General features: G+C 60.2%; 24 protein-coding genes. 12 read left to right on the forward strand and 12 right to left on the reverse strand.

Annotated features, from left to right (window positions below; translation table 11 throughout):
- Positions 1-19 precede the first annotated feature (19 nt).
- Positions 20-1,384: a phage terminase large subunit gene (gene terL / locus NLM25_RS30605; protein ID WP_309143619.1), complete on the forward strand. Its 1,365-nt coding sequence runs from the start codon at positions 20-22 to the stop codon at positions 1,382-1,384.
- 9 nt (positions 1,385-1,393) lie between these two features.
- On the opposite strand, the gene NLM25_RS30610 is transcribed toward terL, so the two are convergent.
- Together NLM25_RS30610 and NLM25_RS30615 are read right to left on the reverse strand one after the other, a co-directional pair.
- Positions 1,394-1,780: a restriction endonuclease gene (locus tag NLM25_RS30610; RefSeq protein WP_254139466.1), complete on the reverse strand. Its 387-nt coding sequence runs from the start codon at positions 1,778-1,780 to the stop codon at positions 1,394-1,396.
- Positions 1,781-1,929: 149 nt separating this feature from the next.
- A complete protein-coding gene (locus tag NLM25_RS30615; protein WP_254139467.1) occupies positions 1,930-2,322 on the reverse strand; it encodes a hypothetical protein in 393 nt (130 codons plus the stop codon).
- Between the two features lie 82 nt (positions 2,323-2,404).
- Between NLM25_RS30615 and NLM25_RS30620 the strand changes: the two genes are divergently transcribed.
- A complete protein-coding gene (locus NLM25_RS30620) occupies positions 2,405-2,710 on the forward strand; it encodes a helix-turn-helix transcriptional regulator (RefSeq protein ID WP_309143620.1) in 306 nt (101 codons plus the stop codon).
- An 86-nt stretch (positions 2,711-2,796) separates the two neighbouring features.
- Here the strand turns inward: NLM25_RS30620 and NLM25_RS30625 are convergent, their stop codons facing one another.
- Positions 2,797-3,192, reverse strand: coding sequence for a hypothetical protein (locus NLM25_RS30625; RefSeq protein ID WP_254139468.1), 396 nt, complete (start codon positions 3,190-3,192; stop codon positions 2,797-2,799).
- Between the two features lie 243 nt (positions 3,193-3,435).
- Between NLM25_RS30625 and NLM25_RS30630 the strand changes: the two genes are divergently transcribed.
- The 8 genes from NLM25_RS30630 (at position 3,436) to NLM25_RS30665 (ending at position 11,651) form a co-directional block, all read left to right on the forward strand.
- Complete coding sequence (locus tag NLM25_RS30630) at positions 3,436-4,296, forward strand: YqaJ viral recombinase family protein (RefSeq protein ID WP_254139469.1); 861 nt, start codon at positions 3,436-3,438, stop codon at positions 4,294-4,296.
- Complete coding sequence (locus tag NLM25_RS30635; protein ID WP_254139470.1) at positions 4,280-5,452, forward strand: ERF family protein; 1,173 nt, start codon at positions 4,280-4,282, stop codon at positions 5,450-5,452. Before NLM25_RS30630 ends, NLM25_RS30635 begins: the two co-directional genes overlap by 17 nt.
- On the forward strand, positions 5,449-6,027 hold the full coding sequence (locus NLM25_RS30640) for a hypothetical protein (RefSeq protein WP_254139471.1): 579 nt from the start codon (positions 5,449-5,451) through the stop codon (positions 6,025-6,027). The genes NLM25_RS30635 and NLM25_RS30640 overlap by 4 nt, the downstream gene beginning before the upstream one ends.
- 437 nt (positions 6,028-6,464) lie before the next feature.
- On the forward strand, positions 6,465-7,664 hold the full coding sequence (locus NLM25_RS30645; protein WP_254139472.1) for an acyltransferase: 1,200 nt from the start codon (positions 6,465-6,467) through the stop codon (positions 7,662-7,664).
- 760 nt (positions 7,665-8,424) lie between these two features.
- Positions 8,425-9,114 (forward strand): methyltransferase domain-containing protein, encoded by a 690-nt coding sequence (locus tag NLM25_RS30650; RefSeq protein ID WP_254139473.1) that lies wholly within the window; start codon positions 8,425-8,427, stop codon positions 9,112-9,114.
- Between the two features lie 1,013 nt (positions 9,115-10,127).
- On the forward strand, positions 10,128-10,478 hold the full coding sequence (locus tag NLM25_RS30655) for a hypothetical protein (protein ID WP_254139474.1): 351 nt from the start codon (positions 10,128-10,130) through the stop codon (positions 10,476-10,478).
- 257 nt (positions 10,479-10,735) lie between these two features.
- On the forward strand, positions 10,736-10,930 hold the full coding sequence (locus tag NLM25_RS30660) for a hypothetical protein (RefSeq protein WP_254139475.1): 195 nt from the start codon (positions 10,736-10,738) through the stop codon (positions 10,928-10,930).
- 442 nt (positions 10,931-11,372) lie between these two features.
- The gene (locus NLM25_RS30665; RefSeq protein ID WP_254139476.1) at positions 11,373-11,651 is read left to right on the forward strand and encodes a hypothetical protein; all 279 of its coding nucleotides are present in this window, start codon (positions 11,373-11,375) and stop codon (positions 11,649-11,651) included.
- A gap of 342 nt (positions 11,652-11,993) precedes the next feature.
- Here NLM25_RS30665 and NLM25_RS30670 read toward each other — a convergent pair whose 3' ends face one another.
- From NLM25_RS30670 to gmd, 3 genes are all read right to left on the reverse strand, one after another.
- Complete coding sequence (locus NLM25_RS30670) at positions 11,994-12,497, reverse strand: HAD-IIIA family hydrolase (RefSeq protein WP_254139477.1); 504 nt, start codon at positions 12,495-12,497, stop codon at positions 11,994-11,996.
- 651 nt (positions 12,498-13,148) lie between these two features.
- A complete protein-coding gene (locus tag NLM25_RS30675) occupies positions 13,149-14,129 on the reverse strand; it encodes a GDP-L-fucose synthase (RefSeq protein ID WP_309143621.1) in 981 nt (326 codons plus the stop codon).
- Positions 14,110-15,180, reverse strand: a complete 1,071-nt coding sequence (gmd, locus tag NLM25_RS30680) for a GDP-mannose 4,6-dehydratase (protein WP_254139478.1) — start codon at positions 15,178-15,180, stop codon at positions 14,110-14,112. The genes NLM25_RS30675 and gmd overlap by 20 nt, the downstream gene beginning before the upstream one ends.
- A 548-nt stretch (positions 15,181-15,728) precedes the next feature.
- Between gmd and NLM25_RS30685 the strand changes: the two genes are divergently transcribed.
- The gene (locus NLM25_RS30685) at positions 15,729-17,642 is read left to right on the forward strand and encodes a nucleoside-diphosphate sugar epimerase/dehydratase (protein WP_254139479.1); all 1,914 of its coding nucleotides are present in this window, start codon (positions 15,729-15,731) and stop codon (positions 17,640-17,642) included.
- Between the two features lie 2 nt (positions 17,643-17,644).
- Positions 17,645-18,862, forward strand: a complete 1,218-nt coding sequence (locus NLM25_RS30690) for a glycosyltransferase family 4 protein (RefSeq protein ID WP_254139480.1) — start codon at positions 17,645-17,647, stop codon at positions 18,860-18,862.
- A 67-nt stretch (positions 18,863-18,929) separates the two neighbouring features.
- Here NLM25_RS30690 and NLM25_RS30695 read toward each other — a convergent pair whose 3' ends face one another.
- The 6 genes from NLM25_RS30695 to NLM25_RS30720 form a co-directional block, all read right to left on the reverse strand.
- On the reverse strand, positions 18,930-19,862 hold the full coding sequence (locus NLM25_RS30695; RefSeq protein ID WP_254139481.1) for an NAD-dependent epimerase/dehydratase family protein: 933 nt from the start codon (positions 19,860-19,862) through the stop codon (positions 18,930-18,932).
- Complete coding sequence (locus tag NLM25_RS30700) at positions 19,859-21,055, reverse strand: glycosyltransferase family 1 protein (RefSeq protein WP_254139482.1); 1,197 nt, start codon at positions 21,053-21,055, stop codon at positions 19,859-19,861. Before NLM25_RS30700 ends, NLM25_RS30695 begins: the two co-directional genes overlap by 4 nt.
- On the reverse strand, positions 21,052-21,978 hold the full coding sequence (locus tag NLM25_RS30705) for an NAD(P)-dependent oxidoreductase (protein WP_254139483.1): 927 nt from the start codon (positions 21,976-21,978) through the stop codon (positions 21,052-21,054). The genes NLM25_RS30700 and NLM25_RS30705 overlap by 4 nt, the downstream gene beginning before the upstream one ends.
- Before the next feature lie 2 nt (positions 21,979-21,980).
- A complete protein-coding gene (locus NLM25_RS30710) occupies positions 21,981-22,832 on the reverse strand; it encodes a class I SAM-dependent methyltransferase (protein WP_254139484.1) in 852 nt (283 codons plus the stop codon).
- Positions 22,822-23,322 (reverse strand): DapH/DapD/GlmU-related protein, encoded by a 501-nt coding sequence (locus NLM25_RS30715; protein ID WP_254139485.1) that lies wholly within the window; start codon positions 23,320-23,322, stop codon positions 22,822-22,824. Before NLM25_RS30715 ends, NLM25_RS30710 begins: the two co-directional genes overlap by 11 nt.
- A 299-nt stretch (positions 23,323-23,621) precedes the next feature.
- Positions 23,622-24,710, reverse strand: a complete 1,089-nt coding sequence (locus NLM25_RS30720; RefSeq protein ID WP_254139486.1) for a glycosyltransferase — start codon at positions 24,708-24,710, stop codon at positions 23,622-23,624.
- Between the last annotated feature and the right edge of the window lie 2 nt (positions 24,711-24,712).

Raw genomic sequence — 24,712 nt, forward strand, 5'->3', positions numbered from 1 at the left:
TGCGTTGTTCAGCGCCATCTTGCGCACCGACTTCCTGAGCTTTGTCTATCGCTGCTTTCTCCACCTCAACCCCGGTGCTAAATTCCTCCCCAATTGGCACATTCAGGCAATTGCCTATCAGCTCGAGCGCGTGCGCCGCGGCGAGCTGACGCGTTTGATTATCAACATGCCACCGCGCTACCTCAAATCGATCACGGTTTCGGTGGCATTTTCCGCCTTCCTGCTTGGGCTCGCGCCGGGCCGCCGCATCATTTCCATCAGCTACGGCGATGAGCTCTCGGCCAAACATGCCAGCGACTTTCGATCCATCGTGCATGCCGAGTGGTACCGCCGCGCGTTTCCGGACATGCGCATCGCGCGCAGCACCGAATCCGAGCTGATCACGACCCGACGCGGCTCGCGCAAGACGACATCGGTTTCCGGCACGCTGACAGGGCTCGGCGGCGATCTGATCCTGATTGATGATCCGCAAAAGCCGATTGATGCGCAATCGGAGGCGCGCAGGACCAGCATCAACCAATGGGTGACGAATACGTTGATGTCGCGGCTCGACAACAAGCAGACCAGCGCGGTGATCCTGGTGATGCAGCGCGTTCATCTAGACGATCTATCCGGCTTTCTGGCCAGCTCCTCCGATGAGTGGGAGGTGCTTAGCCTGCCCGCGATCGCCGAGACCGACGCCGCGGTTCCGATCGGTCGCAATCAATTCCATTTCCGGAAGGCAGGTGACGCGCTGCATTCGACCCATGAATCGATTGAGACGTTGCGCAAGCTGCAGCAGACGCTTGGGTCCGACGTGTTCGCCGCGCAATATCAGCAGGCTCCTGTTCCGGCCGGCGGCGCCATGATCAAGCGCGATTGGCTACGGTATTACGACATAGCGCCGCCGCTTGAGGCTGGCAGCAGGATCATCCAGAGCTGGGATACCGCGGCCAAGAATGGCGCACAGAATGACTGGTCGGTGTGTACGACGTGGTTGGTCGCTGACGGGAATTATTACCTGCTGGATCTTGTTCGCGGTCGGTTCGAATATCCCATCCTCCGCGATACCGCGCTCGAGCTCGCCAGGCGCTTCAAGCCGCACGAGATCCTGATCGAAGACGCCTCCACCGGAATTGCGTTGGCCCAGGAGCTCCGCGATGAAGCCAATTGCTTTGTCAATCCCATCAAGATCGACCACGATAAGATAGGTCGTCTCTACGTCCAAGAGGGCAAATTTTGCGCTGGACGAGTGTGGTTTCCGAGGAACGCGCCGTTCCTGGCCGAGCTCGAGATGGAGCTATTGACCTTCCCGCAAGGCCGTCACGACGATCAGGTCGACAGCATCAGCCAGGCGCTTGGCTATGAGGACAATGGCTACGATTACACGCTGAGTTGGCTCTGACAGTGGCCGCTAGGCGAGCCTCTCCATCACCCAATCGTGCAGCCCGAGCCCCATGATGGTCGAACCGAGCTCGCGACCGGTCCAGACGTGAATATCCGCGCGGTCGTCGGGGGCGCTCAGCGCACCCTTCGGCGAATGGCAAATGAAAAAGAAGCGGTCGAACTGTTCAGTGGCGTCCATCCGGCGGATATAGGCGTTGAGCGTCTTTTGGCTGGCGGCAGACTTGACCTGGACTGCGGCCCGCTCGTTGGTCACAGGATGCTCCAACTCTAGATCGACCAGCTTTTTGGTGCCCCCGAGCACGGAGACGCGATTCCAGCCACTGCGGGCAAAGATGATGTCAACGAGGGTTTCGAAATCGGCCCAGTGCAGCAACTGCAGGGCCTCGATCGTCACCTCGAGCAGCGCGGTCCGGATTTGGCTGGCCTTGGCGACAATTGGCTCCTCGATGCCATTGATGCGCCGTAACAGATAGTCCTGCGCTTTGACGGCACAGATGGTTCGCCGATAACTTGCGACCTTGGTCAGCTTGGTGCTGAGCGAACTTACTTTGAGCGGCGTCCCGTTGATGTCGGTGTTGCGCCACCTGCCGATCGCTTCCTGAAGCGCTCACCTGCACGCCCCGGATCAGTTTTGACCCAGGTGACCTCTGGCTCCGCAAACGTCCACCACAAATGATCCCGCGCGATCGTGATCCAAAGGCAGGTTTCGTCCAGGGCGTAGAAGTCGGCAACCTCTTGCGCGTCGCGCGACGCGGCCTGCGGCGATCGGCCGAGCGCAACCAGGTGCGCGATGATCCTCTCCCGATTGCCTTCAAGGGCAAGTTCATGGCTCACCGAACCATACCCAAAGTGCAGCTCGTCACGGTCCAGGCTGTTCTCCCATCGGCCGCCAGCGCCGAGCTTGATATACCGGACCGTCTTCGCTGAAACCTTCATAAGCTGCCCCGTGGCCGCCGCCACTTTTAGCTCGAGCGGTCCAAATTATCCAGTTTTGGGATAATCCATTTTCAGGATCAGATTGCGCGCCGCCGATTCCCTGGCCCGGCGGTCAATGCAGAAATCCCTAAGATCCGCGGAACATGCCCGCCTGATCGAACTTCTTGTCGCAGAGCGGCAGAAGGCCGGCATCCGACAGCATGCTTTGGCCGAGAGGCTCGGACGGCCGCAATCGTTCATCGCCAAATATGAGGGCGGCGAACGGCGGATTGACATCGTGGAATTTGTCGCGATTGCCGAGGCGCTGGGCGTTGATCCCGTGAAGCTGTTCCGGGAGTTTCTGTCAGCGAAAGTTCGCCGTTCAGTGCCCAAGCAGTCCCCGCGCTAAGCCCAGTTGGTCGTCGGTCAGCTTGAGGAGCTTTGCTCAGCGCTGTGGCACGGCCAATTTCCAGAACGAAGCCAAGTGAGCGGGCGTCAACCGTCGTCGGGAGCTAGCAAACGAAGCGTCCGCCTCTGTTGCACCAAAGCGGCCCGTTCGTAGCGTTCGAGCCGTTGAAAGCGCTTTAGATCTGTCGGAGTTGGGTCGGCCAAAAGCGCGGACAACATCGCCTGCCGCAAACTGCGGAGCCGCAGCAGCGCGAGCTTGGACCGTGCGAGCGCCATCGCCGAAGCCGGTGTGACCTGATGCCCAAGTCCCGAGGCAATAGCGACGGCAAAATTCTCGGCCTCGGCGGCATCAGTGATAGCGCTCCGCGCCAGCCCATGGCGCAGCGCATTTTGGCTGGATCTCGCCTTTCCACCTGCTGTTTTCGGGCCGGTGCTGCGCCGGGCATTGCTGCGATTGGCTTCGATTTGTCGAATTGACGCCATGTCCGAGCTCCCCGGCTAGGGCTCCTGTCCGAGCTGGAAAGCTCGCTCCAACATCCTGACATATCAAGGGTTTTTCGGAACAAAAAACAGCAATCTGCCGCAGAAAGGACTGGCATTCCCAGGCAAAAGGAGCGTTACTGCATCCACCGGGCCTTGGCGGTTGGCCCCGGTATCTCTCCTCGCAGGCGCGGGGCTTTTGGTGGTGCGGCGGCAAGCCGCGTTTGCCGAACCAAGGAGATACCGGTGACCACGATTTCAGCCGACGGCGCTGAGGCGCCCCACTCCGTCATTGTGTTCGACCGCCACGACCGACGTGCCTTCATCGGCGGCTCGGACGCGCGCATCATCATGGGCGATGACCAGGACGCGCTCACGCGCCTCTGGCGCGAAAAGCGCGGCGAGGTCGCGCCGGAGGATTTTGCGCACAACCTGATCGTCCAGCTCGGCACTGCCACCGAAGACCTCAATCGCATATGGTATGAGCGCTGCACCGGACAGGCCATCACCGACATTCAGAAGCGGGTGCGGCATCCGGTCCACAGCTGGATGGCGGCCACCCTCGATGGCATCGTCGAACCGACCGGGGCGGTATTCGAGGCCAAGTTCATGCTGCCATGGGCCTTTACCGAAGAGCTGGCAGCCGACAAGCACATGGCGCAGCTGCAGCACAACATGTGGGTGGTCGCGGCACGCGCGGCCGTTCTCTCGATCATCACTGGCGGCGGCAAATGGATCGAGATCACCATTCACGCCGATCCGCTTTACCAGCACCTGCTGCTGACCGCGGAGAAGAAGTTCTGGCGCTGCGTGCAGAACGGCGAGCCGCCGCTCCTGTTCGGCATCGAGACCCCACGCCCGCGGCTCGCCGCCGTCAAAATCGTCGACATGACCTCGTCCAATCTGTGGGCGGAGTGCGCGGTGACCTACCTGCGCACCCGCGCGGCGCATGGCGAGCACGAATTGGTCAAGGCCGAGCTCAAGAAGCTCATGCCCGAGGACGCCAAGGAAGCGATCGGCCACGGCGTTCGCGCCAAGCGCTCCAAAGCCGGCGCGATCAGTTTTGATCCGGTTGAGATGGAGAGCGCTCATGCACCAGGCCAGTGAGCATATCGGGGCGATCGCAGCCGCCTTGGCCCGCGCGCAGGCCGAGCTGACCAACCCGGAAAAGACCCTGACCGCGATGATCCGCTCGCCGTTTCTGCGCGATGACGACCGGACCTTCCGCTACGCCTCGTTGGCGAGCGGCCTCGACATCGTGCGCAAGACCCTCAGCCAGCAGGAGATCGCCACCATCCAGACCACCCGTGTCGAGGCAACCACCGGCCACATCCATCTCACCACCCTGCTCGCCCACTCCTCCGGCGAGTGGATTTCCTCGGACTGGCCGGTCTGCGCCACGAGGGACGTCGAGGCGCCGCATCGGATGGGCGCGGCCCTCACCTACGCACGACGCTATGCCCTGTTCGCGCTGGTCGGGATGGCCGGCGAGGATGATCTGGACGCCCCAGATGCGGTGGCCAGTCCGGCGGCCGCAGGACGGCAAGCGCCTTCAGGCGCGACAGCGAAGCCCGTGAAAGGCATTCTCAACCGCGCGCCAGTGCTGGGGTTGCCGCAGTCCGCTGAGCTCCGCGAGCAGCTCTTGAGCCAGCTCGCATCTCTGATCGAGAGCGAGGACCTGCTCGCCTGGGCGAAGGCCTGCCTGCCGCGCAAAAACACCCTGCTAGAAGCCGACGCTCGGGTCGTCGAGACCGCCTATCAGGCCAAGCTTGAGGACGCCGCGCGTCCCGCAGCCGCCGACCAATCGGCCGTCCGCGATTGCGAGCCAAGACTGCCAGCGGCGCCGCACTCCGTCGTCGACACCGAAGCCGCCCTGCGGCCATCGCTGCCTGCTGCCGAAGCTGGGCTCGCTCATCCCAAGGAGCCGCCCCGAAAGCGCAGCAAGGCGCACCTGCTATTTGTTCGGGAGCACCCCTGCCTGGTGTGTCAGCAAACCCCGTGCGATGCCCATCATCTCAAATTCGCTCAATCCCGAGCGCTCGGCCGCAAGGTCAGCGACGAGTTCACCGTCCCCCTGTGCCGCGCCCATCACCAAGAACTGCATCGGCATGGCAACGAGCGGGCCTGGTGGGCGAACCTGCAGATCGCGCCATTGCCGGTGGCGCAGGACCTGTGGGCGACGAGCCCGGTCCAGGCTGCGGCCGAGGGGGCCGTCAAGACCGCGCCGCTTGCCGCCAACCTGCGCTCGGAGGCCGCCCGATGACCGGTCTGTTCCAAACCACGCGCGAAGTGACCGTCACGACGCTGCCGGACGAGTTTGAGGCCTTGGCCCCGCCGCCCCTGCTGCTTCCCGGCGAACACCTCTCCGATTACCAGGGGCTCCGGCAGGCTATCTTTGCGGACCTCGCGCCACGGTCCGCCATCGAGTGGCTGCTCGCGATCGATGTCGCCGAGCTGTCCTGGGACGTCCAACGTTACCGCATGTTGCGGCACAAGCTTCTTGAGACCTATCGCCAAAAGGCGATTGAGGCGGCGCTCCGGCGCATTGACATGGTTGGAGTCGATCCCGACTTCGAAGAGCAAGCCGAGTACTACACGCGGCAAAATGCCCTGAGCTGGCGGATTGATCACGTCGCTGCGACCGAAATCAACGCGCGGCTGGCGTCCTATGGCTGCGATGCGCACACCATCAACACGGAAGTCTACGTTCAGGCACGCGACATCTTGGTCCTGTTCGAGGGTCTTCTGAACGCCGCACAGACCAAACGGATGTTACTCCTTCGCGAGATAAGGAATCAGCGCCTCGCAAGTGGACTGATGCGCCGACCGCGCGTCTGAGGGTGTACCCTTAAAACAGCCGATGCGACGAGGGCTACGTCCGCTTTGCCCCTGCGGTGCGTGTGGCAGAACCACGCTATCGGGGGCGTAGCCGACGGCGTCAATCAGCTCGCTATCGCCGTCTGCACCGTCACGCCGCTACTACGTGCTCTATCTGACCGGGACCGTCGCCGGGCGCTGCACCAAAACCCCGGCTAGAGCCCTCTCGCTTTCGCCGATTGCCGGCCCGCAAGCGATCCAACATTGCGCGAAAGGATCGGCCCGAGTCCCTCCCCCGAACTGCAGCTCCGATCATCTTTTCGACCAGTGACAACACCGACCCGAATACGAATGGGCGGCTGTTCAGGGTGTTTAACCCGAACGCGAAGAAGCCACACCAGCGCGCTCCCCGACAGACCGGGTTGCCCGATTAGCAGTTGCGGTGGTATGCCCCCGATATGGGGAAAGCAGACGCTCGAATTCCTGAACTAGATGGGCTGCGTGGGATTGCCATCCTGCTCGTCTTGGGTTGGCATTTCACCGGCATGTTGATGAACCCTTCAGACGGCGCGGTCCAAGAGATCATTTGGCGATTTGGCATCTTCGGACAGAGCGGCGTCGATCTGTTCTTTGTCCTGTCCGGCTTTCTGATAGTGGGAATTGTCGTCGATAATCGTACCAGTCCGACTCTATTCAGAACGTTTTATGCCAGGCGCGCCCTGCGCATTCTCCCCCCATACCTGCTACTTGTGTTTTCATTCGCAATCGCCAGCGCTATCTTTGGCCGGACGTACTATCTAGGAGGAGACCTGCCGCTTTGGTCTCTGCTGACCTTCTCCCAAAACTGGGTAATGTCATACATACGCGATTTCGGCCCGGCCAGCATCAGCGCAACATGGTCACTAACCATTGAGGAGCAGTTCTACTTAGTCGCGCCAGCTATAATTTTCTTCCTGCCCAGGCGTTTTCTTTGGCCAGCCTTAATCGCGGTCGGACTGATGTCTATAGCCGCCCGCTCTATTTGCTTTGCCCTTTACCCAGAAAATGTCTACGCGCCTTACGTCCTGACGCCGCTACGGCTCGACGGACTTAGCGCCGGAGGACTAATCGCCATCGCGTACCGTAGTCCAAAGTGGCCTACCATTGAATCTCGCAAGTCACTGCTACTAATAGCAATGATTGTATTGCTAGGCATTGCTCCATTTTATACTTGGTTCCTTCATTCTGAAATCGCGCATCAGGTACTCTATCATTTCGGCCATAGCTATTTGACTGTCCTATACAGTCTCACGCTTCTCAACATTCTAACTCGCTCCGGGACCGTTGCCACTTCGTGGCTTCGATCTCCGGCAATGATCGGTGTCGGCGCGATTTCATACTCGCTTTATCTATTCCACACGCCGTTTAAAGGCATCTTCTTCATTGCAGCCGGGCACCCTGAGTCATTCCGCTCCTGGACGGACGGGTTGCTCCTGTTTTTGGCGCTGCTCTCGACCTTCGCTTTTTGCGCGGCCTTGTACTGGATCGTTGAGCGTCCAGCGCAAAAGCTGGGAAAGAGCTTCTCGTACTCTACGACGAAAAGTCCGTGTCATAGAGCTTGGCAGAAACAAGAACGGCCTTTCGAATTGTCCCAAACGGTTGACTCGCCGCATCAGTAACGCCCTTGGTGTTACCGACCGCAAATTCCTGAAGGGTTTGGGTCCCTGAAATGGTCGCTGAGTATTCGTCCTTCCCGTTCACGTAACCGAGAACAGCGCTGCCTTGCCTGGTGAGAACGATTCGATATCTCGTGCCGGTGGTTACCTTGTCCGGATCATAAACGCCGTCTCGCACATATTTGCCTGAAACGTACTGATCGGTGCCGCTCCAGACGTAGGCAGACGGCACCCCGCGCGCCGCGTAGCCAATGCCACTGAACCTCTCCAGGTTCGTCAGCATTCCGCCGATCGACCAATCCTTCAGCTTCGCTGCATAGGGCGAGCACTTCACCAGCGCATCGACTGCGGCATCCTCGAACGACTGGAACGGTCCCCTGCCCCCCTGCCCCCTGGCACATGCTGGAAACCTTGTTCCACAGATCACCTTGCGCGAGACTGCGACTAAAGTCTTGGAACGACTCGCTATAATGGCTGACCGCGATAAAGACCCACGCGATGTCAGGCATTCCCGCCGCCTTCGCAATCGCGAGATAGCGGCCCTTGTTGGCGACGGCCACCTTTGCGGGACGGGTGAATTCGGCTTCGCGGGTCAGCTTGGCCTGCGCCCAGCGCTTCGCTTCGCCGCAGTCAAGGCGTTGAGGTCTACCATTGTTTTTCCATAGAAAAATCCGCCCGGAGGCGGCTGTGGAGCAGATCTACCGTGGGTTGACTCTGCTAGGGGTTGTATTGTCCTATGCGCGCTTCAATTTGGAGTTTTGGAATGCGCGACGTAGTTACTGGCTTCTATATTAATGTGCTCGAGCGCCTGATCGCGTCTGGCGACATTTCCGTTTCGGATAGCATTCTTGTTGTTTGCGGCGGCCCATTAGACGCCAAGGTTCTATCCGCTGTGGGCTTCACTGATGTAACGGTGACTAATCTTGACGACGGCATGGCCAACCATCGCCAAGATGTGGAGAACCTCACCTATGAGAATGGCCAGTTTGACGTTGTAGTTGTTCACGCGGGCCTTCATCACTGTTACTCACCGCATCGCGCGTTGCTCGAAATGTATCGAGTTGCGCGAAAATGCGCCCTAGCGTTTGAGGCCAGAGACAGCCTTTTGATGCGAATAGCTGTAAGGCTTGGCTTTACCCAAGATTATGAATTTGATTCCATCGAGAATGGCAGAGGCGGCGTCGCTGACACGGGAACGCCGAATTACATCTATCGATGGACAGAACGAGAGATCATAAAGACCATTGCCAGTTTTTCTACACCAACCCATCCAGACACTAGGTTTTTCTACGAGATGCGCATTCCGATTCAACGCTTGGCCAAGTCGAGCGGCTGGGCGTTGAGAGCCATCGCACATACCATAGAGCCGTTTTCACGACTGTTATCACTTCTGGCCCCAAAACAATGCAATGAATTCGCCTTTGCCGTGTTTAAGGGCCGCTGTCTCCGCTGAATCGGATTGGGGGGCGTAGTGGTACGACGACGCCATGAAAGCTTACGCAATCGCTGCCATCGTTGTGCTCGTAACTACGTTCTTTATATTCAGGGACACACCGTCGCCAGATGACTGGACGGCCATCCAAATGCTAGCCCCTGTTCGATCGATCGACGGGGGCGTTATCCAAGGCGTTGTGATGAGGCGTTGGAACGCGGAACACAACACTTGGGAATTTCGAGCCGCTTCAGCGGAGGAGCGAAAGCAATACCCAATCACAATGAAGAGGTAGTCAGTACGGCGCTCCCGTTGCGTGCATGGCGTTGTAGATTAGGGTCGGCGCCTAGCAAAGCTCTGGCGAGGGCCTGCCGTCCCGCCCCCGCTCCCTGCGTGGGCAAGACGGCCTGATTTGAAAGATAGCGCTGCACGAAGGCGTTCATTAAGACGCGGCGGATAGTAACAGCGCAGCAGCTCCTGCACCATTCCGGGGATGCTCGCGATGGTCCCGCCGACACCACTTCCCAGAGCCGTTATCAGGTGCTGCATGTATTGCCGGGGCGCCGTCCCGGAATTCGGGAGCGGCTTCATCGTGGCCTCGCCAGCCCGTGCGAGCTCGGCGAAATCACCATTGCCTCGAGCGTAGTTTCGGCGCCCCCGGGTTTTGATCGTCGCATTGCGAAGGCTGGAGGGAGAGATGATACCCTCCGCAGCATTGGAGCCGGCCGCTGTGGCTGCCTCCTCCAAGACGAGCAAATTGCGGTATTCGCTCCTTGCCTCGCGCCAAGCGCCGGCATCGGCCGGATTATGAGCCGCGATCGACCGCTCCATGGCGTCGTCGAGAGAGCCGCGGACGCCCCGCAGCGCTTCCTTCAACTGCGGATCAGCCGTACCCCGTGCCGCCCGTTCGAGCCTTGACGTAAGCGCCTGGTAGGCTTCCCGGAGATCTGGCCGTTATTGCTCGCCTGCGTCCTGCCAATATCCCTGACCACATCCTCGATGATCGGGGACCGCATGGCCGGCGGCACCATTGCGTGATAATCGCGCGCCGTATCCACAAGATCCGTGACGATCTAATTATCCATGTGCAGCGTGTTGTTCGCTGCCAGCCGATCGAAGTTGCCCCCGATCCGGTTGAATGCCTGATCCATGACCTCCGGAGTGGCCCGGTTTGCATCCTCACCAGCGCGGCGAAGCGCAGCCGCAGTGAATTGCTCCCCTTGATTGGTTTGCATGCGCGACGCGGTGCCGCCGCTGCCGGGGATAGGGCCGTCGTCCGGGTCGCACTCGTACTGCCGACCTGCGAGTACATGGTCGTGACGCCGCCAGCAGAGGTGGAAAACCTAATTCTTCAGATCAAACTGGAGTTGCAGCTCTGGATCTAGCAATCGAATTGGCTGGTAACGCGGCGAAGCCCTGATCTGGTTAGACCCTCGGGTTTATGCTGTGGCCGCAAACAGACCTACGCAATCGTTCGTCAGGAAGTGCTAAGTTCTCGAAGGTAACGACGGCCGGTTCGCAGACGTTCAAACCGGCCCTCTAATTCCCTCGTAAGAGGCGACCACCGTTGTGCCGCTAAGTTGTGGCGTCCACGCAGTTCATGATAGGGATTTCGGAGCCGGCCTCAATCGCGGAGACTGATGTGCAGATCAAGCTGCCCGAGACAGACCTCAAGTCAGTGCAAAGCCTTGGTAGCTTTGAGCTCAAAGACGAAGGCGGCAGACACGTCGGTCAATACTTCTTCGGAAAGGGTTACGGCCGAACCGTCTTCCTATTCGGGAAGTACAGGGCACGTTCAAGACCCACGCTGAGTGTCAAGCTTTCATTGATGGCGTGACCGCTGTGATCGCTGACAATCGCGGGGCGCGCAGCGAGGCGACTAGTTGACCTGAGCTGAGTGATTGGAAGCTTGCCGCCAGCCCCGTCCAAAGCGGACGTTGTGCTGGCCTAGCCTGAAAAGCGGCTCAAGGCTTACAGCGCCGGTCCGATGGCGACTTCAGACGCAATTACGGCATCATCCTCGGCGCATTTCTATATCTGAGATCTGTCAGTGCAGCGCGGGGCGATCCTGGCGTTGGGCCGGGTTGGCACCGGTCATCTGCTCAGTTGCGGTGAGCTAGATAGCTGCAAGTCGTTACGGCGCAGGCAGGTGATGAAAAAGAACCCACCCGAATTATGGATCAGAGCAACTGGTCTCTACGGGCAATCGTTGACAAAAGTATTTTTCTCAAGGCTCAAGAGCTTCTGAAAGAGCAGTATGTCAGGCTTCGGATGAGCAATTGTTGAAAAAGCTGCGAGACGAGCTCGCAGCAAATTGCAAGTTGAGCATCTCGATAATGGCGACGACGGACGGCGTGCCGAGCCCGCCTCTTTATGCATATCGTTCGGCAGCCGGCGGGAAGCCTTCCGCCCGGGGCGGCTATGTGAACTCAGATCGCGATTTCGATTATCTTGACCCGCGCCGACAATCTGATGCTGAACTGCGGCAGGAGGCATCGAAGCTTGCCCCGCGCATTCGAGTATTTGGCGCTGCGGCCGTTTGGGACGGTGACGCCTAATGGCTCGCTACTACATCGCGCCGCAACACGCGCCCCATGGCTGATACATCGACAGAGAGTTCATTTTGGCGCTGAGGCTGGATCCAGCAATAAACAGAGAGGTGATGGACTATTTCCTATTGCCGCTGAGCTAAACGGCCAAGGAACGAATTAATCTTACGGCGAAGACGCGGCCCCAATTTGCAGTCTATCGTTGCCCTACAATTGAGGACGTCTTGCGAGCAATCATGACCAAAGTGGCGGCCCTACCGACATAAGGGCCTTACGAGGCAACTGCACGACTGTGCGTCAGAAGACGTTCGCCGCGTCTCGTGATTGGTTCGTCTCTCCTGATTGGCTTGTTTATCTGGCGGGCAAATGGCGACGGACGAACCGCTGAAGATTCCCGGCCTCGAAAAGGTAGCCGCGTATCCCCGCTCCGTTCGCCGCTTCGATGTCAGTGAACTTGTCGCCTATGAGAAAGCTGCGTGCAGAATCAACCGGAAAGCGATTCATGATCTTCGTGATCATGCCGGGCTTGGGCTTTCGGCAGGTGCACGAAGTGCGATAAAGCTCAACGCTTGCATCAGGATGATGTGGACAATACTCGAACGCATCTATGTGAGCGCCAATTTTTGCCAGCTCCTCTGACATCCAGATATGAAGAGCTCTGATATCGGCTTCCTTGTACAATCCCCTAGCAACTCCTGACTGGTTCGTGACTACGAAGGCAAAATATCCGGCGTCATTAACGGCCTTCACAGCTTCCCGCGCGCCTCGCATCCACCTGAATTTAGCTGTGTCATGGAGATAGCCTACGTCCTCATTTAGAACGCCATCGCGGTCAAAAAACACGGCGGGCTTCATTTTGAGTACTCTTACAAAGTATGCTGCGATGAAGTCGGCTGGATAACTGCTCGCATCGAAAAAGCGTCCCGAAAAGCCCGCTTGGAATAGCTAGTAGCTCGCCCGACTCCAGGGTTGCGCAAACGAACTCCAGCTCCTCCACCGTTTTCGGAAATGAGTACAACACCCGAGCTTTCAAGTGCTTCTTGCATTTTCCTACCCCGATGTAATCGCCGGACCTCCCGGCGCCGCCGGGTCGCAAGTGGCTCCGAGCCCCAAGGGGAAGCCGGGCAAGGCGCTGTTAAATCGACCGGCGGTCCTTGAGCCTCAGCAATCTGCTGACCTACGGGAGCGGTTGTTAGTCCCGTTCATGATCCCGCCAAGCCAAGCACGGCCAATTATGATGCTTCATCGCAGGCCCGGCTGGAGGCCACGGGTCTCAATGGATATCGAGCAACTCGTCTACGAGGTTAAACGACTCTACGATGCCGCATGCATGCTGGTTCGGATTGCTACGATTATCAAGAAGGATAGCCCCCAATTCTGCGCTGCTTGCAAAACGAGTATCTGCTCAATGCCTTCTTAGTCTGACAGTCAGTCGATCAGCTCGGAAGTGTAATTATCCCCGATCGCTTGTGCGGACTACAGGTAAGAGCAGCTGATCCGAACTGCTCAGCTTTCGAAGTACTTGAGCGCAGAAAGCACCGGTGAAGACGTTTTGGACAAATAGGACTCGTAAGCGCGGCGGACTCCATCCTCGAGCGAGGTCGTGGCGCACCAGCCGAGCTTTGCGAGCCGACTGACGTCCAGTAGCTTGCGCGGCGTGCCGTCGGGGCGCGAAGTGTCGAAACCGATCTCGCCGCCGTAGCCGACGATGGCGGCCACGACCCGCGCGAACTCGGCGATGGTGATATCCTCGCCGGTGCCGATGTTGACCAGCTCCGCGCTCGAATAGGTCTTCATCAGGTGCACGCAGGCATCCGCCATGTCGTCGACATAGAGGAACTCGCGCCGCGGCGTGCCGGTGCCCCACACGATGACGCTCTTTGCGCCTGCGACTTTTGCCTCATGGAAGCGGCGGATCAAAGCGGCGACGACGTGGCTCAGCTCGGGGTGATAATTGTCACCGGGGCCGTACAGATTGGTCGGCATCACGCTGATGAAGTCGCTGCCATACTGGCTGCGATAGGCCTCCGCCATCTTGATGCCGGCGATCTTGGCGATCGCATAGGGCTCGTTGGTCGGCTCCAGCGGGCCTGTTAGCACCGAATCCTCGCGCAGCGGCTGCGGCGCCAGCTTCGGATAGATGCAGGACGAGCCCAGAAACATCAGCTTCTCGGCGCCGTTCTGATGCGCGGCCTGGATCACGTTCGCCGCAATCGCGATGTTGTCGTAGATGAACTCGGCGCGCAGCGTGTCGTTGGCGACGATGCCGCCGACCTTGGCCGCGGCGAGGAAGATCACTTGCGGCCGCGTCTTCGCGAACCAGTCGAACACGGCGGCCTGGTTGCGGAGATCGACCTCGCGCCGGTCGACCGTGACGAGCCGAACGTCCTCCCGCGCCAGCCGGCGCACCAGCGCGGCGCCGACCATGCCGCGATGGCCGGCGACATAGACGCTCTTGCCCCTCAGCTCAAACGGTGCGTTTGCCACTGCCAGCGTCCCGTTTTGCCTCGGCCAGATCGCTTGCCATCATCTCCTCGACGAGCTGGGCGAAGCTGCGCTTCGGCATCCAGCCGAGCACCTCGCGCGCCTTGCTGGCGTCGCCGACGAGGAGATCGACCTCGGTCGGACGGAAATAGGTCGGATCGATCTTCACCACAATCTTGCCGCTCGTCTCATCGACGCCGGTCTCCTCGACGCCCTTGCCCCGCCAGGCGATGCGGCGGCCGACATGGGCAAACGACAGCTCGACCATCTCGCGCACCGAGCGCATCTCGCCGGTGGCGAGCACGAAATCGTCGGGCTTGTCGGCCTGCAGGATCCTGTGCATGCCCTCGACATAGTCCCGGGCATGGCCCCAGTCGCGCTTGGCCGAGAGATTGCCGAGATAGAGCGTCTGTTCCAGCCCGACCTCGATACGCGCGACGCCGCGGGTGATCTTGCGGGTCACAAAGGTCTCGCCGCGGATCGGGCTCTCATGGTTGAACAGGATGCCGTTCGACGCGAACATGCCGTAGGCTTCGCGGTAGTTCACCGTGATCCAGTAGCCGTAGAGTTTGGCAACGCCGTAGGGCGAACGCGGATAGAACGGCGTCGTCTCCTTCTGCGGGATCTCCTGCACCAGGCCGTAGAGCTCGGAGGTCGAGGCCTGGTAGAACCGCGTCTCCTTCTCCATGCCGAGGATGCGGATCGCTTCCAAGAGGCGCAGCACGCCGATGGCGTCGGCGTTGGCGGTATATTCCGGGCTCTCGAAGCTGACGGCGACGTGGCTTTGAGCTGCGAGATTGTAGATCTCGGTCGGCCGGATCTGCTGCACCAGGCGGATCAAATTGGTCGAGTCCGTCATGTCGCCATAGTGCATCAGGAACGGCACGTTGCCGACATGCGGGTCCTGGTAGAGATGGTCGACCCGCGCGGTGTTGAACGAGGACGAGCGCCGCTTGATGCCGTGCACGACATAGCCGAGCGACAGCAGATATTCGGCGAGATAGGCGCCGTCCTGACCGGTCACGCCGGTGATTAAAGCCACCCGCTTCGTCATACTATCCTTGTCCCCAAATTGGAGCGAGCGCGTTGCGATCAATCATAAAGTGCCGCTGATACCATTTGAACATTGCGGCCGCCTCGTCAAGCTCGGGTCACCGCGACAAGAAACACGAGTTCCGGAAGAGCGAACGAACAAGGCCGAAACGCTTGATGGCCCCATCGCGCAAAAGGTGCGTTAAGATTGTGATACACTTATAAGTATATCCAAGGCAATCAATTGCAACATGTTCCCAAACTAGCTAATAGCTCGCCAAAAGTATTTCGTGACTCGCCGGAGTCGGGCCGCTAAGACGCCGTTACACAACCGCCCGCCTAGCAAGCGTGCCAGGAAAATTAAGCTGCCGTGCCGCTTAAATTGTCTCAAGGAAACTCTCGGACGCCAGCAGCTACGCGGTTGGGAATCAACGGTTCTCCGCGTAGCGATCTCTGAATGTGATTTTGCCCTGCGGGCTTTTCGCCCGTGGAACATTGGACACGGGCTGACTCTCTCTCGTGCTGGAACTGAAACACCGGTAAATAACGAAGTCCGAGATGAGCGAATTAATGACACGTCTTTCGCATCTCACCTTGCGCAATTTCCTGATCGCGCTCCACGACCTGCTGGCGACCACGGCGGCGCTGTTCGCAGCGGTCTACCTGCGTTTCGAGGGTGGCCACGGCTTCTTCGACCGCCTGCCGTTGCTATTCCAGATCCTGCCCTACTTCCTCGCCTTCAGCATGGTCGTGTTCTTCCTCTTCAACCTGACCACGACGAAATGGCGCTTCATCTCGCTGCCTGACGCGCTGAACATCATCCGCGTCGCGACCGTGCTGACGGTTGCCCTCCTGGCGCTCGACTACATCTTCGTCGCCCCCAACGTCCGCGGCGCCTTCTTCCTCGGCAAGGTGACCATCGTCCTCTACTGGTTCCTCGAGATAACGTTCCTCACCGCGTTGCGCATAGCTTACCGGCACTTCCGCTATACGCGCGTGCGGCGTCGTGCCAAGGGCCAGAATGCCGCGCCGACACTGCTGATCGGCCGCGCCGCGGATGCCGAGGTGCTGCTGCGCGGCATTGAGAGCGGCGCGATCAAGCGCATCTGGCCGGTCGGCGTCTTGTCGCCGTCGAGTGCAGATAGCGGCCAGTTGATCCGCAACGTGCCGGTGCTGGGCAGTATCGACGACATCGAGGACGTCTTCGCCGATTTCGCCAAGCGCAACAAGGCGATTGCGCGCGTGGTCATGACGCCGTCGGCATTCGAGCCCGAAGCGCATCCGGAATCGATCCTGATGCGGGCGCGCAAGCTGGGTGTGATCGTCAACCGCATGCCCTCGCTGGAGAGCGGCGATACGCCGCGACTCACGGCGGTCGCGGTCGAGGACCTCCTGCTGCGGCCGAGCGAGACAATCGACTATGCGCGCCTCGAAGCCCTGATCAAGGGCAAGGCGGTGATCGTCACCGGCGGCGGTGGCTCGATCGGCTCCGAGATCTGCGAGCGCGTCGTCGCCTTCGGCGCCGCGCGCCTCTTGATCGTGGAAAATTCCGAGCCGGCGCTCTACGCGGTCACGGAAACGCTCGCTGCGCACGGCACGGCTGCCGAGATCGAAGGACGGATCGCCGACATCCGCGACCGCGAGCGGATCATGCGCCTGATGGCGGAGTTCAAGCCGCACATCGTGTTCCACGCCGCCGCGCTCAAGCACGTGCCGATCCTGGAGCGCGACTGGAGCGAGGGCGTCAAGACCAACATCTTCGGCTCGATCAACGTTGCCGATGCGGCGCACAGCGCCGGCGCCGAAGCCATGGTGATGATCTCGACCGACAAGGCGATCGAGCCGGTGTCGATGCTCGGTCTCACCAAGCGCTTCGCCGAGATGTACTGCCAGGCGCTCGACCACGATCTTGTCGCGGGGAGCGGCGGTGCGAGGCCGCCGATGCGGCTGATCTCCGTACGGTTCGGCAACGTGCTGGCGTCGAACGGCTCGGTGGTGCCGAAGTTCAAGGCCCAGATCGAGGCTGGCGGCCCCGTGACGGTGACCCATCCCGACATGGTCCGCTACTTCATGACCATCCGCGAGGCCTGCGATCTCGTCATCACGGCGGCAACGCATGCGCTCGGAACGCAGCGTCCCGATGTCTCGGTCTACGTGCTCAACATGGGCCAGCCCGTGAAGATCGTCGATCTCGCCGAGCGGATGATCCGCCTCTCGGGCCTCCAGCCCGGCTACGATATCGAGATCGTGTTCACGGGCATGCGGTCGGGCGAGCGCCTGCACGAAATCCTGTTCGCCTCCGAGGAGCCGACCCGCGAGATCGGTGTCGCCGGCATCATGGCCGCGCAGCCGAACGAGCCGCCGATGCAGACGCTGCGCAAATGGATCGCGGCGCTGGAGCAGGCGATCGCGCGGGACGATCGGGCCACGATCAAGACGATCCTGAAGGATGCTGTCCCGGAATTCGGGTCGACCGCGGCCTGACCATGCAGTCTCAAGGCAAGATCGTCGTCGCGAGCCAGCACTATCCGCCTGATCCGAGCACGACCGCCGCGATCATGGCAGAGATCGCCTGCCGCGTCGCCGTCGACCACGAGGTCATCGTGCTGTCGGGTTCGCCCGGCGAATTGCCGGCCTCGCAAACCGGCCCGGGCAAGCCGCGCGTGATTGCCATCAAGAACCGGATGGCGGGAAAGACCGCGCTGGTGCGGCGTGGCGCCTCCGAACTGCTGTTCGCGACGCGCACCTTCTTCGCGCTGATCCGGGAGCTCAAGTCAGGGGACGTCGTGCTCACCGTGACCGCGCCGTTCATGCTGCCTTACGCGGTCGCGGCAGCGGCAAGATGCAAGGGCGCGCGCTCGGCACTGATCATGCACGACCTCTTCCCCGATGTTCTCGTGATGGCGGAAATCCTGAAGCCCGGCTCGTTCGTGACGCGGACGATGCGCGCGGCCAACAGCCTGATGTTCCGCGCGCTCAATGCCGTCATCACCATTGGCCGCGATGCGGAGCGGCCGCTATTGAGCTATTCCGGCATGACGCGGAACAAGATCCGCTTCATCCCGAACTGGGCGACGCTCGTACCCGCGGCACGTCCCCTGGCGCCGGACAATCCGTTCCGTAAAGCGCTGTCCGCGCGATTCATTGTCGGCCTGTCGGGCAATCTCGGCTTCACCCATGATCCGGAGATCGTGTTCGAGGCGGCACGCCTTTTGACAGACGAGCCGGACATCCACTTCCTGTTGTCCGGCTGGGGCATCGGCTTCGAGCGGCTGAAGCAGTTGCAGACTGACGCGAACTTGCCCAATGTGTCCTTCGTGGCGCGGGTCGCGGATGCCGAGCTCGAGGCGTTCCTGGCGGCTGCCAATCTCTGGATCATTCCGTACCGGAAGGACGTGGCGGGGGTGTCTGTGCCAAGCCGGTTCTACAATCTGCTGGCGGTCGGCCGTCCCGTGGCGCTGGTCTCCGAGCCGGAAGCCGAGGCTGCGTTGACGGTGGTGGAGAACGGGCTTGGCTGGGTCGTGACGCCGGGCCGCGCCGATCAGCTCGCCGACGCAATCCGCGCGGCATCCCGTTGCGACGAGAATGCGATGGCGGAGAGCGCGGTGAAGGCAGCATCGAAGTTCGATCGCGCCACCGCGATGAATGCCTACGCCGCCCTGGTCGACGAATTGTTGCGCAACCCCGAGCTTTCGGAGCAATGATGAGCAACGCACGACGATATTATACCGGTATCGACTGAGTAGTTGCCGGACTCGACCGCAAGGGTGTTTAGGACGAGGACCCCACCGCCAGCCGCAATCCATGGGTCATGCTGAGCGGCGGCGTCCAGCCGGTCGACAGCGCGGCGGAAGTGTCAATCTCCATAGATCCTACCAAGCTGTGGCCCAGCTCCGGCCTTATCGCTTGGAGGGCGAGCGTCAGAACCACCGAGGGCACCGGCAACAGGATAGCGGTCCGGTTCATCGCCTGCCCGATCCGACGAACGAAAGCAGTCGTCGAAATCTGCTCGTCATCCGCGATCAGAAAAATCTGGTAAGGACGCGCCACCGGCAGGGCCATCAGATGTGCGACAAAGGACGCGAGATTCTGCACGCTGACGAACGCCCGCTTGTTATCGACGAGGCCAAGCGGAAGCGGGATCCGCCGTCTGATCGCGCTAACGAGGTGACGGAAATTACCGAGCGCTTCGCGTCCATACACCAATGGCGGGCGCACCACAGCTACCCGCATCTTGGATTGTGACGCCAGGCGCTGCAGGGCAGCCTCAGCCGCAGCCTTGGACCGTCCGTAAACGCCGCGTGGCACCACTGCGTCATCCGGCATGAACGGCCCTCGCCCATCCGTCGAGCTTCCGTTGACCAGGATTGTGCTCAGAAACACGAACCTGGACACCCCAGCCCGCGCGGCGGCTTGGGCCAGTTGCAGCGTACCTTGTGTATTCACTGTGTCGTACAGCTCAGCCGCGTGCTCCTCATTAGGGTGGTGTACCCGGGCGGCCAGATGGACTACCGCGTCCACTCCCACAAGAGCTGCGTCCCAACTGGTAGTTGCCCCTATCGAACCGACCACGACATCGTTCTCTCCGGCCCGGCCGGCCCGTAGCGCCCGGCGTACCCGATAGCCGCGGCTCTCAAGCAACGGGACGAGATTGCGTCCGACAAATCCGGTTGCGCCGGTGACGAGGACGACCGGTTGATTCATGGCGGTGCGCGCTCCAGCAGACCCAGTCCATATCGATGCGCTCGAACGACCCGTTTAATGGTCGAGGAGAAGCTCTCGGCGAACTCCCGCACCCGCCCGCCCAACTGATCGTTCATCTCGCGCACCACAAACGCAGGGTGCGTGAAATCCTGCAAATGGGCGGCCAGCGCTGTGGCATCGTCGGCGCCAAAATAGCGGGCGCGCTCTCCAGCCTGCTCACGGTGCACGTCGATATCTGATAGCATCATCGGCACGCTGAACGATTTTGCTTCCTCGACCGTGGTGCTCCAGCCCTCGAAGCGAGATGGATTAATCAGCGCTGCACTGGAACGCAGAAGGGCATAGACTTCGGCGAGCGGAATCATGCCGAGGTAGCGGAACTGCTGTGCCAGGCCGCGGCCTGCCGCTTCATGCACGATTTGATCGAGATATACCGGATCATTCGGATCACCGCCGCCCGATGCAGCGACAACCGGATGAACGCCTCGCTGAGCAAGCAATGAAAGCGCGTCTAGGACAATCCTGTGGTTCTTGTGGCGCCAGAACTGGTTGGGGACATAGAAGTACGTTCTCGGCAGATCGTACTTCTGGAGCACTTCTACCGGATCCAGCTTGAGCAATTCGGCCGAAGGCTCGCTGGCGAACCTCACGACGGCGGTTCGGCCCTTCGTCCGGGGATAGTAAGAAAAGCAATCGCGCTCGGCGCTGCGGCTACTCAGAATGATGGTGCGGCCAGACAGGACCTGCAGCTGAAAACCCAATTCACGCCGTCGTCTCGCATTGTTAGGGAACAGATGCGGCAGCTGCCGATGTTGGAAATCAGGAATCCAAGCCACCGTCGGATAGGGAGACTTCCATCCGAAGAAGCGGGCGTTCTCCCAGACCGCATCGATCTTGTGGTGGCGAAAGCTGGCAATCGCACGGCGATCCTGAGCGAACATGGTCGGCAGCAACGAGGTCAGCGCAGGCCGATCGAAGTGCACCGAGCAAACAGTTTCGGCCCCCGGCACCTTTCGGATAGGCGCGAGCTCGCCAGCATCGTGAGCTTCGCTCGCAAACACCACGGGCGTGATAGCGCCCGGGCAGTATTTCGCAAGCGCGTGGAACAGGTTCAGTTGATAGTTGTAGCCGCCCGCCCAAGCCTTGCGAGAAATCAAGGTGAAGGCGAGCCGGATGGGGCGAGCGTCGCTCAATAGTCCTGCCCCTTGAACCAGCTTACATACTGAGTAATACCGTCCCGGACCGGGATGTGCCAACTGAACGGAATGGCGGAAAGCTCCCCCGCGTCGGCGACTAGGCTGAAGGGATCGCCCGCACGGACCAGGCCCGAAAATCGAACTGCGATATCGCCACCCCAGGCTTTTGTCACCATATCGGCGATCTCGGCAACGCTGGTAGGGATACCGCTGCCGCCATTCAGCACCTTCAGGGGCATCCCGTCAGTCCGTGCGAGCCCCGCAAGCAGTCGCACGACGTCCCGTACATCGATCCAGTCACGCGCTTCGTTGCCGGTGCCACCCAAGACGAGCTCGCGCTGGCCTTGCGCTAGACGCGAACAGAGGTCCCAGAGCAACTGCTTGCGGAGTGAGGGACCGTACACTGAGAATAACCGGATGATGGTCGCGCGAATGCCGAACGAGATCGCGTAACTGCGGCAGAGCTGCTCCATAATTAGCTTGTGATGGCCATATGGCGACATCGGCTGCGTTTCGGCCTCCTCTGAGATCGCGCCAGCATGATGGGCGCCATAGACCGCCGCACTGGACGCGACAATCAACCGGCACTCGGGCGCCAAGCCGCGAAGCCATTCCAGCAATCGAGCCGTGCTCGCGACGGTGCGCGAAAAATCCTCAAGTGGCTGCGCGATCGACAATCCGACCGAAGATCCGCCGGCCAGGTGGAAAATCGTGGACGGCAGCCCGGATTGGCCGGCCAGCGTGTTGAGATTGGCCGAATCGATTTCCCCGTTCAGCCACTGCCCCAGACCGATGAGCTGCCGTTCGGGTTCATTGATGGCGCCATGACCAATGCCATGTACGGCATGGCCCTGGTCAGCCAACACGCGCACCAGGTGTCGACCGATGAAGCCGTTGGCGCCCGTGATCCACGTCGTCATGTTTACGCCTTGTGGCAGACAAATGAATAAAGCCGGCCCGGACGATTATCGAAAGGTCCCGCCACCGACAGCAGCGACGTGAACACGGCCTTGGAACCCAACACAGCGCGCCACAATGGACCGGCGGGAATTTTCCGCGACAGCTTTTCCACAACAGCGGCTCGTAGGGTGTCAATCGTATAGGGAAACAGATTGATCGGGCTCTGCAACGGCGCGAGAATCTCTACCCGCTCAAACCCGGCTGCGCGAAGTGCACCTGTATAGCGATCGAGAAGAAACGCATGCTCGCCCCCATAGAGGTGATGCAGGGGATGCTGATCGAGGAACTGCCCGAGATCGGCTTCCTTGCTGATCACGTGCTCGCGCGCTGCGATGAAAATTCCGCCTGGACGAAGTACGCGAAACATTTCACGGCAGGCGCCGTCGAGGTCGCGGGTGTGGTGCAGCACAGCGCGGGCGAATACGACATCGAACGCGCTATCGTCGAATGGCAGGCGCTCGGAAAACTCCTCGACGACTTCGATGGGCAGCTTGGCCTCGGCGGCCAGCGTCCGGATCGCCACCGCTCCGACGATGGCGCTGGGGTCCGGCTCGAGCGCGATGACTGCAAAGCCCTCGCGTGCGAGGGCGTAGCTGGCAATGCCGCGCCCGGCGCCTACGTCAAGCGCCCGGCCGCTACGGCCCCGCAGCAACTTTGAAACCGCCTGCCACTCGTCGCTGGCGAAATAACGTTCCGCCGCGGCGATTAAAGGGTCGTCATAGTAAGCGTCCAACACGAGTTGCCGCTGGTTAGGCTGATCACGTAGCCAGACGACCGCATCCTCCCACGTCGGCCTTTCGGAATCAGCGTTCATCGAAAGAAAGTTCTCTTATGATAACAGCGGGGTTGCCCCCCACAATTGTATATGGCGGGACATCTTTGGTAACGACGGCGCCCGCAGCGACGATGGCCCCCTCTTCAACAGTGACGCCGCGTAACACAAATGCACCGGCACCGATCCACGCGTCATCGCAAATTCTGACCGGACGTTCGCCGAGAGAAAGCTTTTGTGGATGGCCGATCTGGTAGATTTGCTTAGTCTGTTCATGGCGATCCACGGCCCGCATCGGGTGAGTCAGGCTATCTAAAATGTTGACGGAATGCGAAATTAGTACGCGATTGCCAACCGTGACGGATGCCGCTGACCATATTCGCGTTCCCTCGCCCACATAACACCATTCGCCAATGTTAATTTGTCCGCCATGCGCAAAGACAAACAATTCACCCAACACATGTGTATTGGCGCCTATATTTATTTTTTCACTGTCTCCGCTGGCATTTTTTATTCTTGCGACGCTCGTCAAAACGGTACCCTGCCCAATGCGACAAGTAGCGCGTCCAATTAACCGCTGGCCAAAGAGATGGAGATTTATCCGCTTCCGCATTTTGAGAATCGGACGCGTTATTGTCCTGAGTAGCCCGTTGAGTTCGCTCGTTGGAATATTCTCAGTGGCCACAATACTTTACAATCTCTTGTCACGGTCGGAAGGCACCGCTTTTATAGCGTACGAGGTCATGAACTTCCAGTTGTTCCGCCCGCGAACTCATCATTTGTGCGCAAGATCAAGGCCCAAATCCTCTGATCGGCGGACTCTCGGGGCAACTAGATCCTCACGACGAGATCGACAAACTGCTTCCATTGCGCAGCCTTGCCATAGGCCGCCGAGATCCGACTTCGTCCTCGGCCGGCCATCACGGCCGATTCCGGCCAGCGTTCCAGACACTTTGAAGCGATTTCAGTCGCCTGCTCGGGACTAGCATAAATCTCCATGGTCAGCCCCGCTTCTATTCCGTCCGGATAGCTGCCGGCGTCGGACAAAAGGAGCGCGCCGCACCCCATGGCCTCAAAGCAGCGCATATTACCGCGGTCGGTGCCGGCCATATCGACGGCGCCATTCAGCACGATCTTTGACGAACCGAGAAGTTCGTAAAACGATTTCCCGAATACCGGCGGTTGCGCGATGCTGGCAATGGCCTGGGGTCGCTGATGCTTTCTTAACGGCAGCAAGCTGCCGAGCGCGCTTTCCGCAAGCCATGTCAGCCGCGACGAGTCAAGGCAATAGACGATCCGGCGGCTATCGGCCAAACTTGCCACCTGCTCGAGTGTCTTTGCCCGCGCGGTATGATGCCGCGAATACCCTCCGACAAAAAGCACGTCGATCGGCCGATCGCCATGACCATAACTCTCCATCAGTGGGTCGAGCGCAGGAAAGAAAATCTCGGCGCGACAGCCGGTGCGGCGCCAGGAATCCAGGATCGAGGGAAAGTTTCCCAGCACCGCGCCATAAGCCGTCAGATCGGCCTTTCCCGACGGTGCAGCCCGCCAGCACAGCGTTTTTCTGACGCAGCCCGGAAGCTTCCGCACGAACGTGCTCGGATAGCGCACTGGATCCAGATTATAGAACACCTCGGTGCGGTGATGCTCGATCTGGGCGAGCAATATGGTCTCAAGCGGCGGCTTGCCCTGAATTCCCTGCTCGCGGGCCCAATGACGCTGCAGGGTTTCATCGTCACCATTGGTGAAGAAGGCCTCCGGCGCTTCGTCGAGTACCGGCTTGAGGAAGTGCAGAGCGCCAAACCGATCTTCCAAGAAAATGCTGCGCCGCTCGACGAAACCGCGGGCTCCCGCGGCAAGCTGATTCAGGCGTTTTAGATAGGAGGGATAGAGACCGCTATTCTGGAATAACCGCATGG

The organism is Bradyrhizobium sp. CCGB01, from assembly GCF_024199795.1.
GTDB lineage: Bacteria > Pseudomonadota > Alphaproteobacteria > Rhizobiales > Xanthobacteraceae > Bradyrhizobium.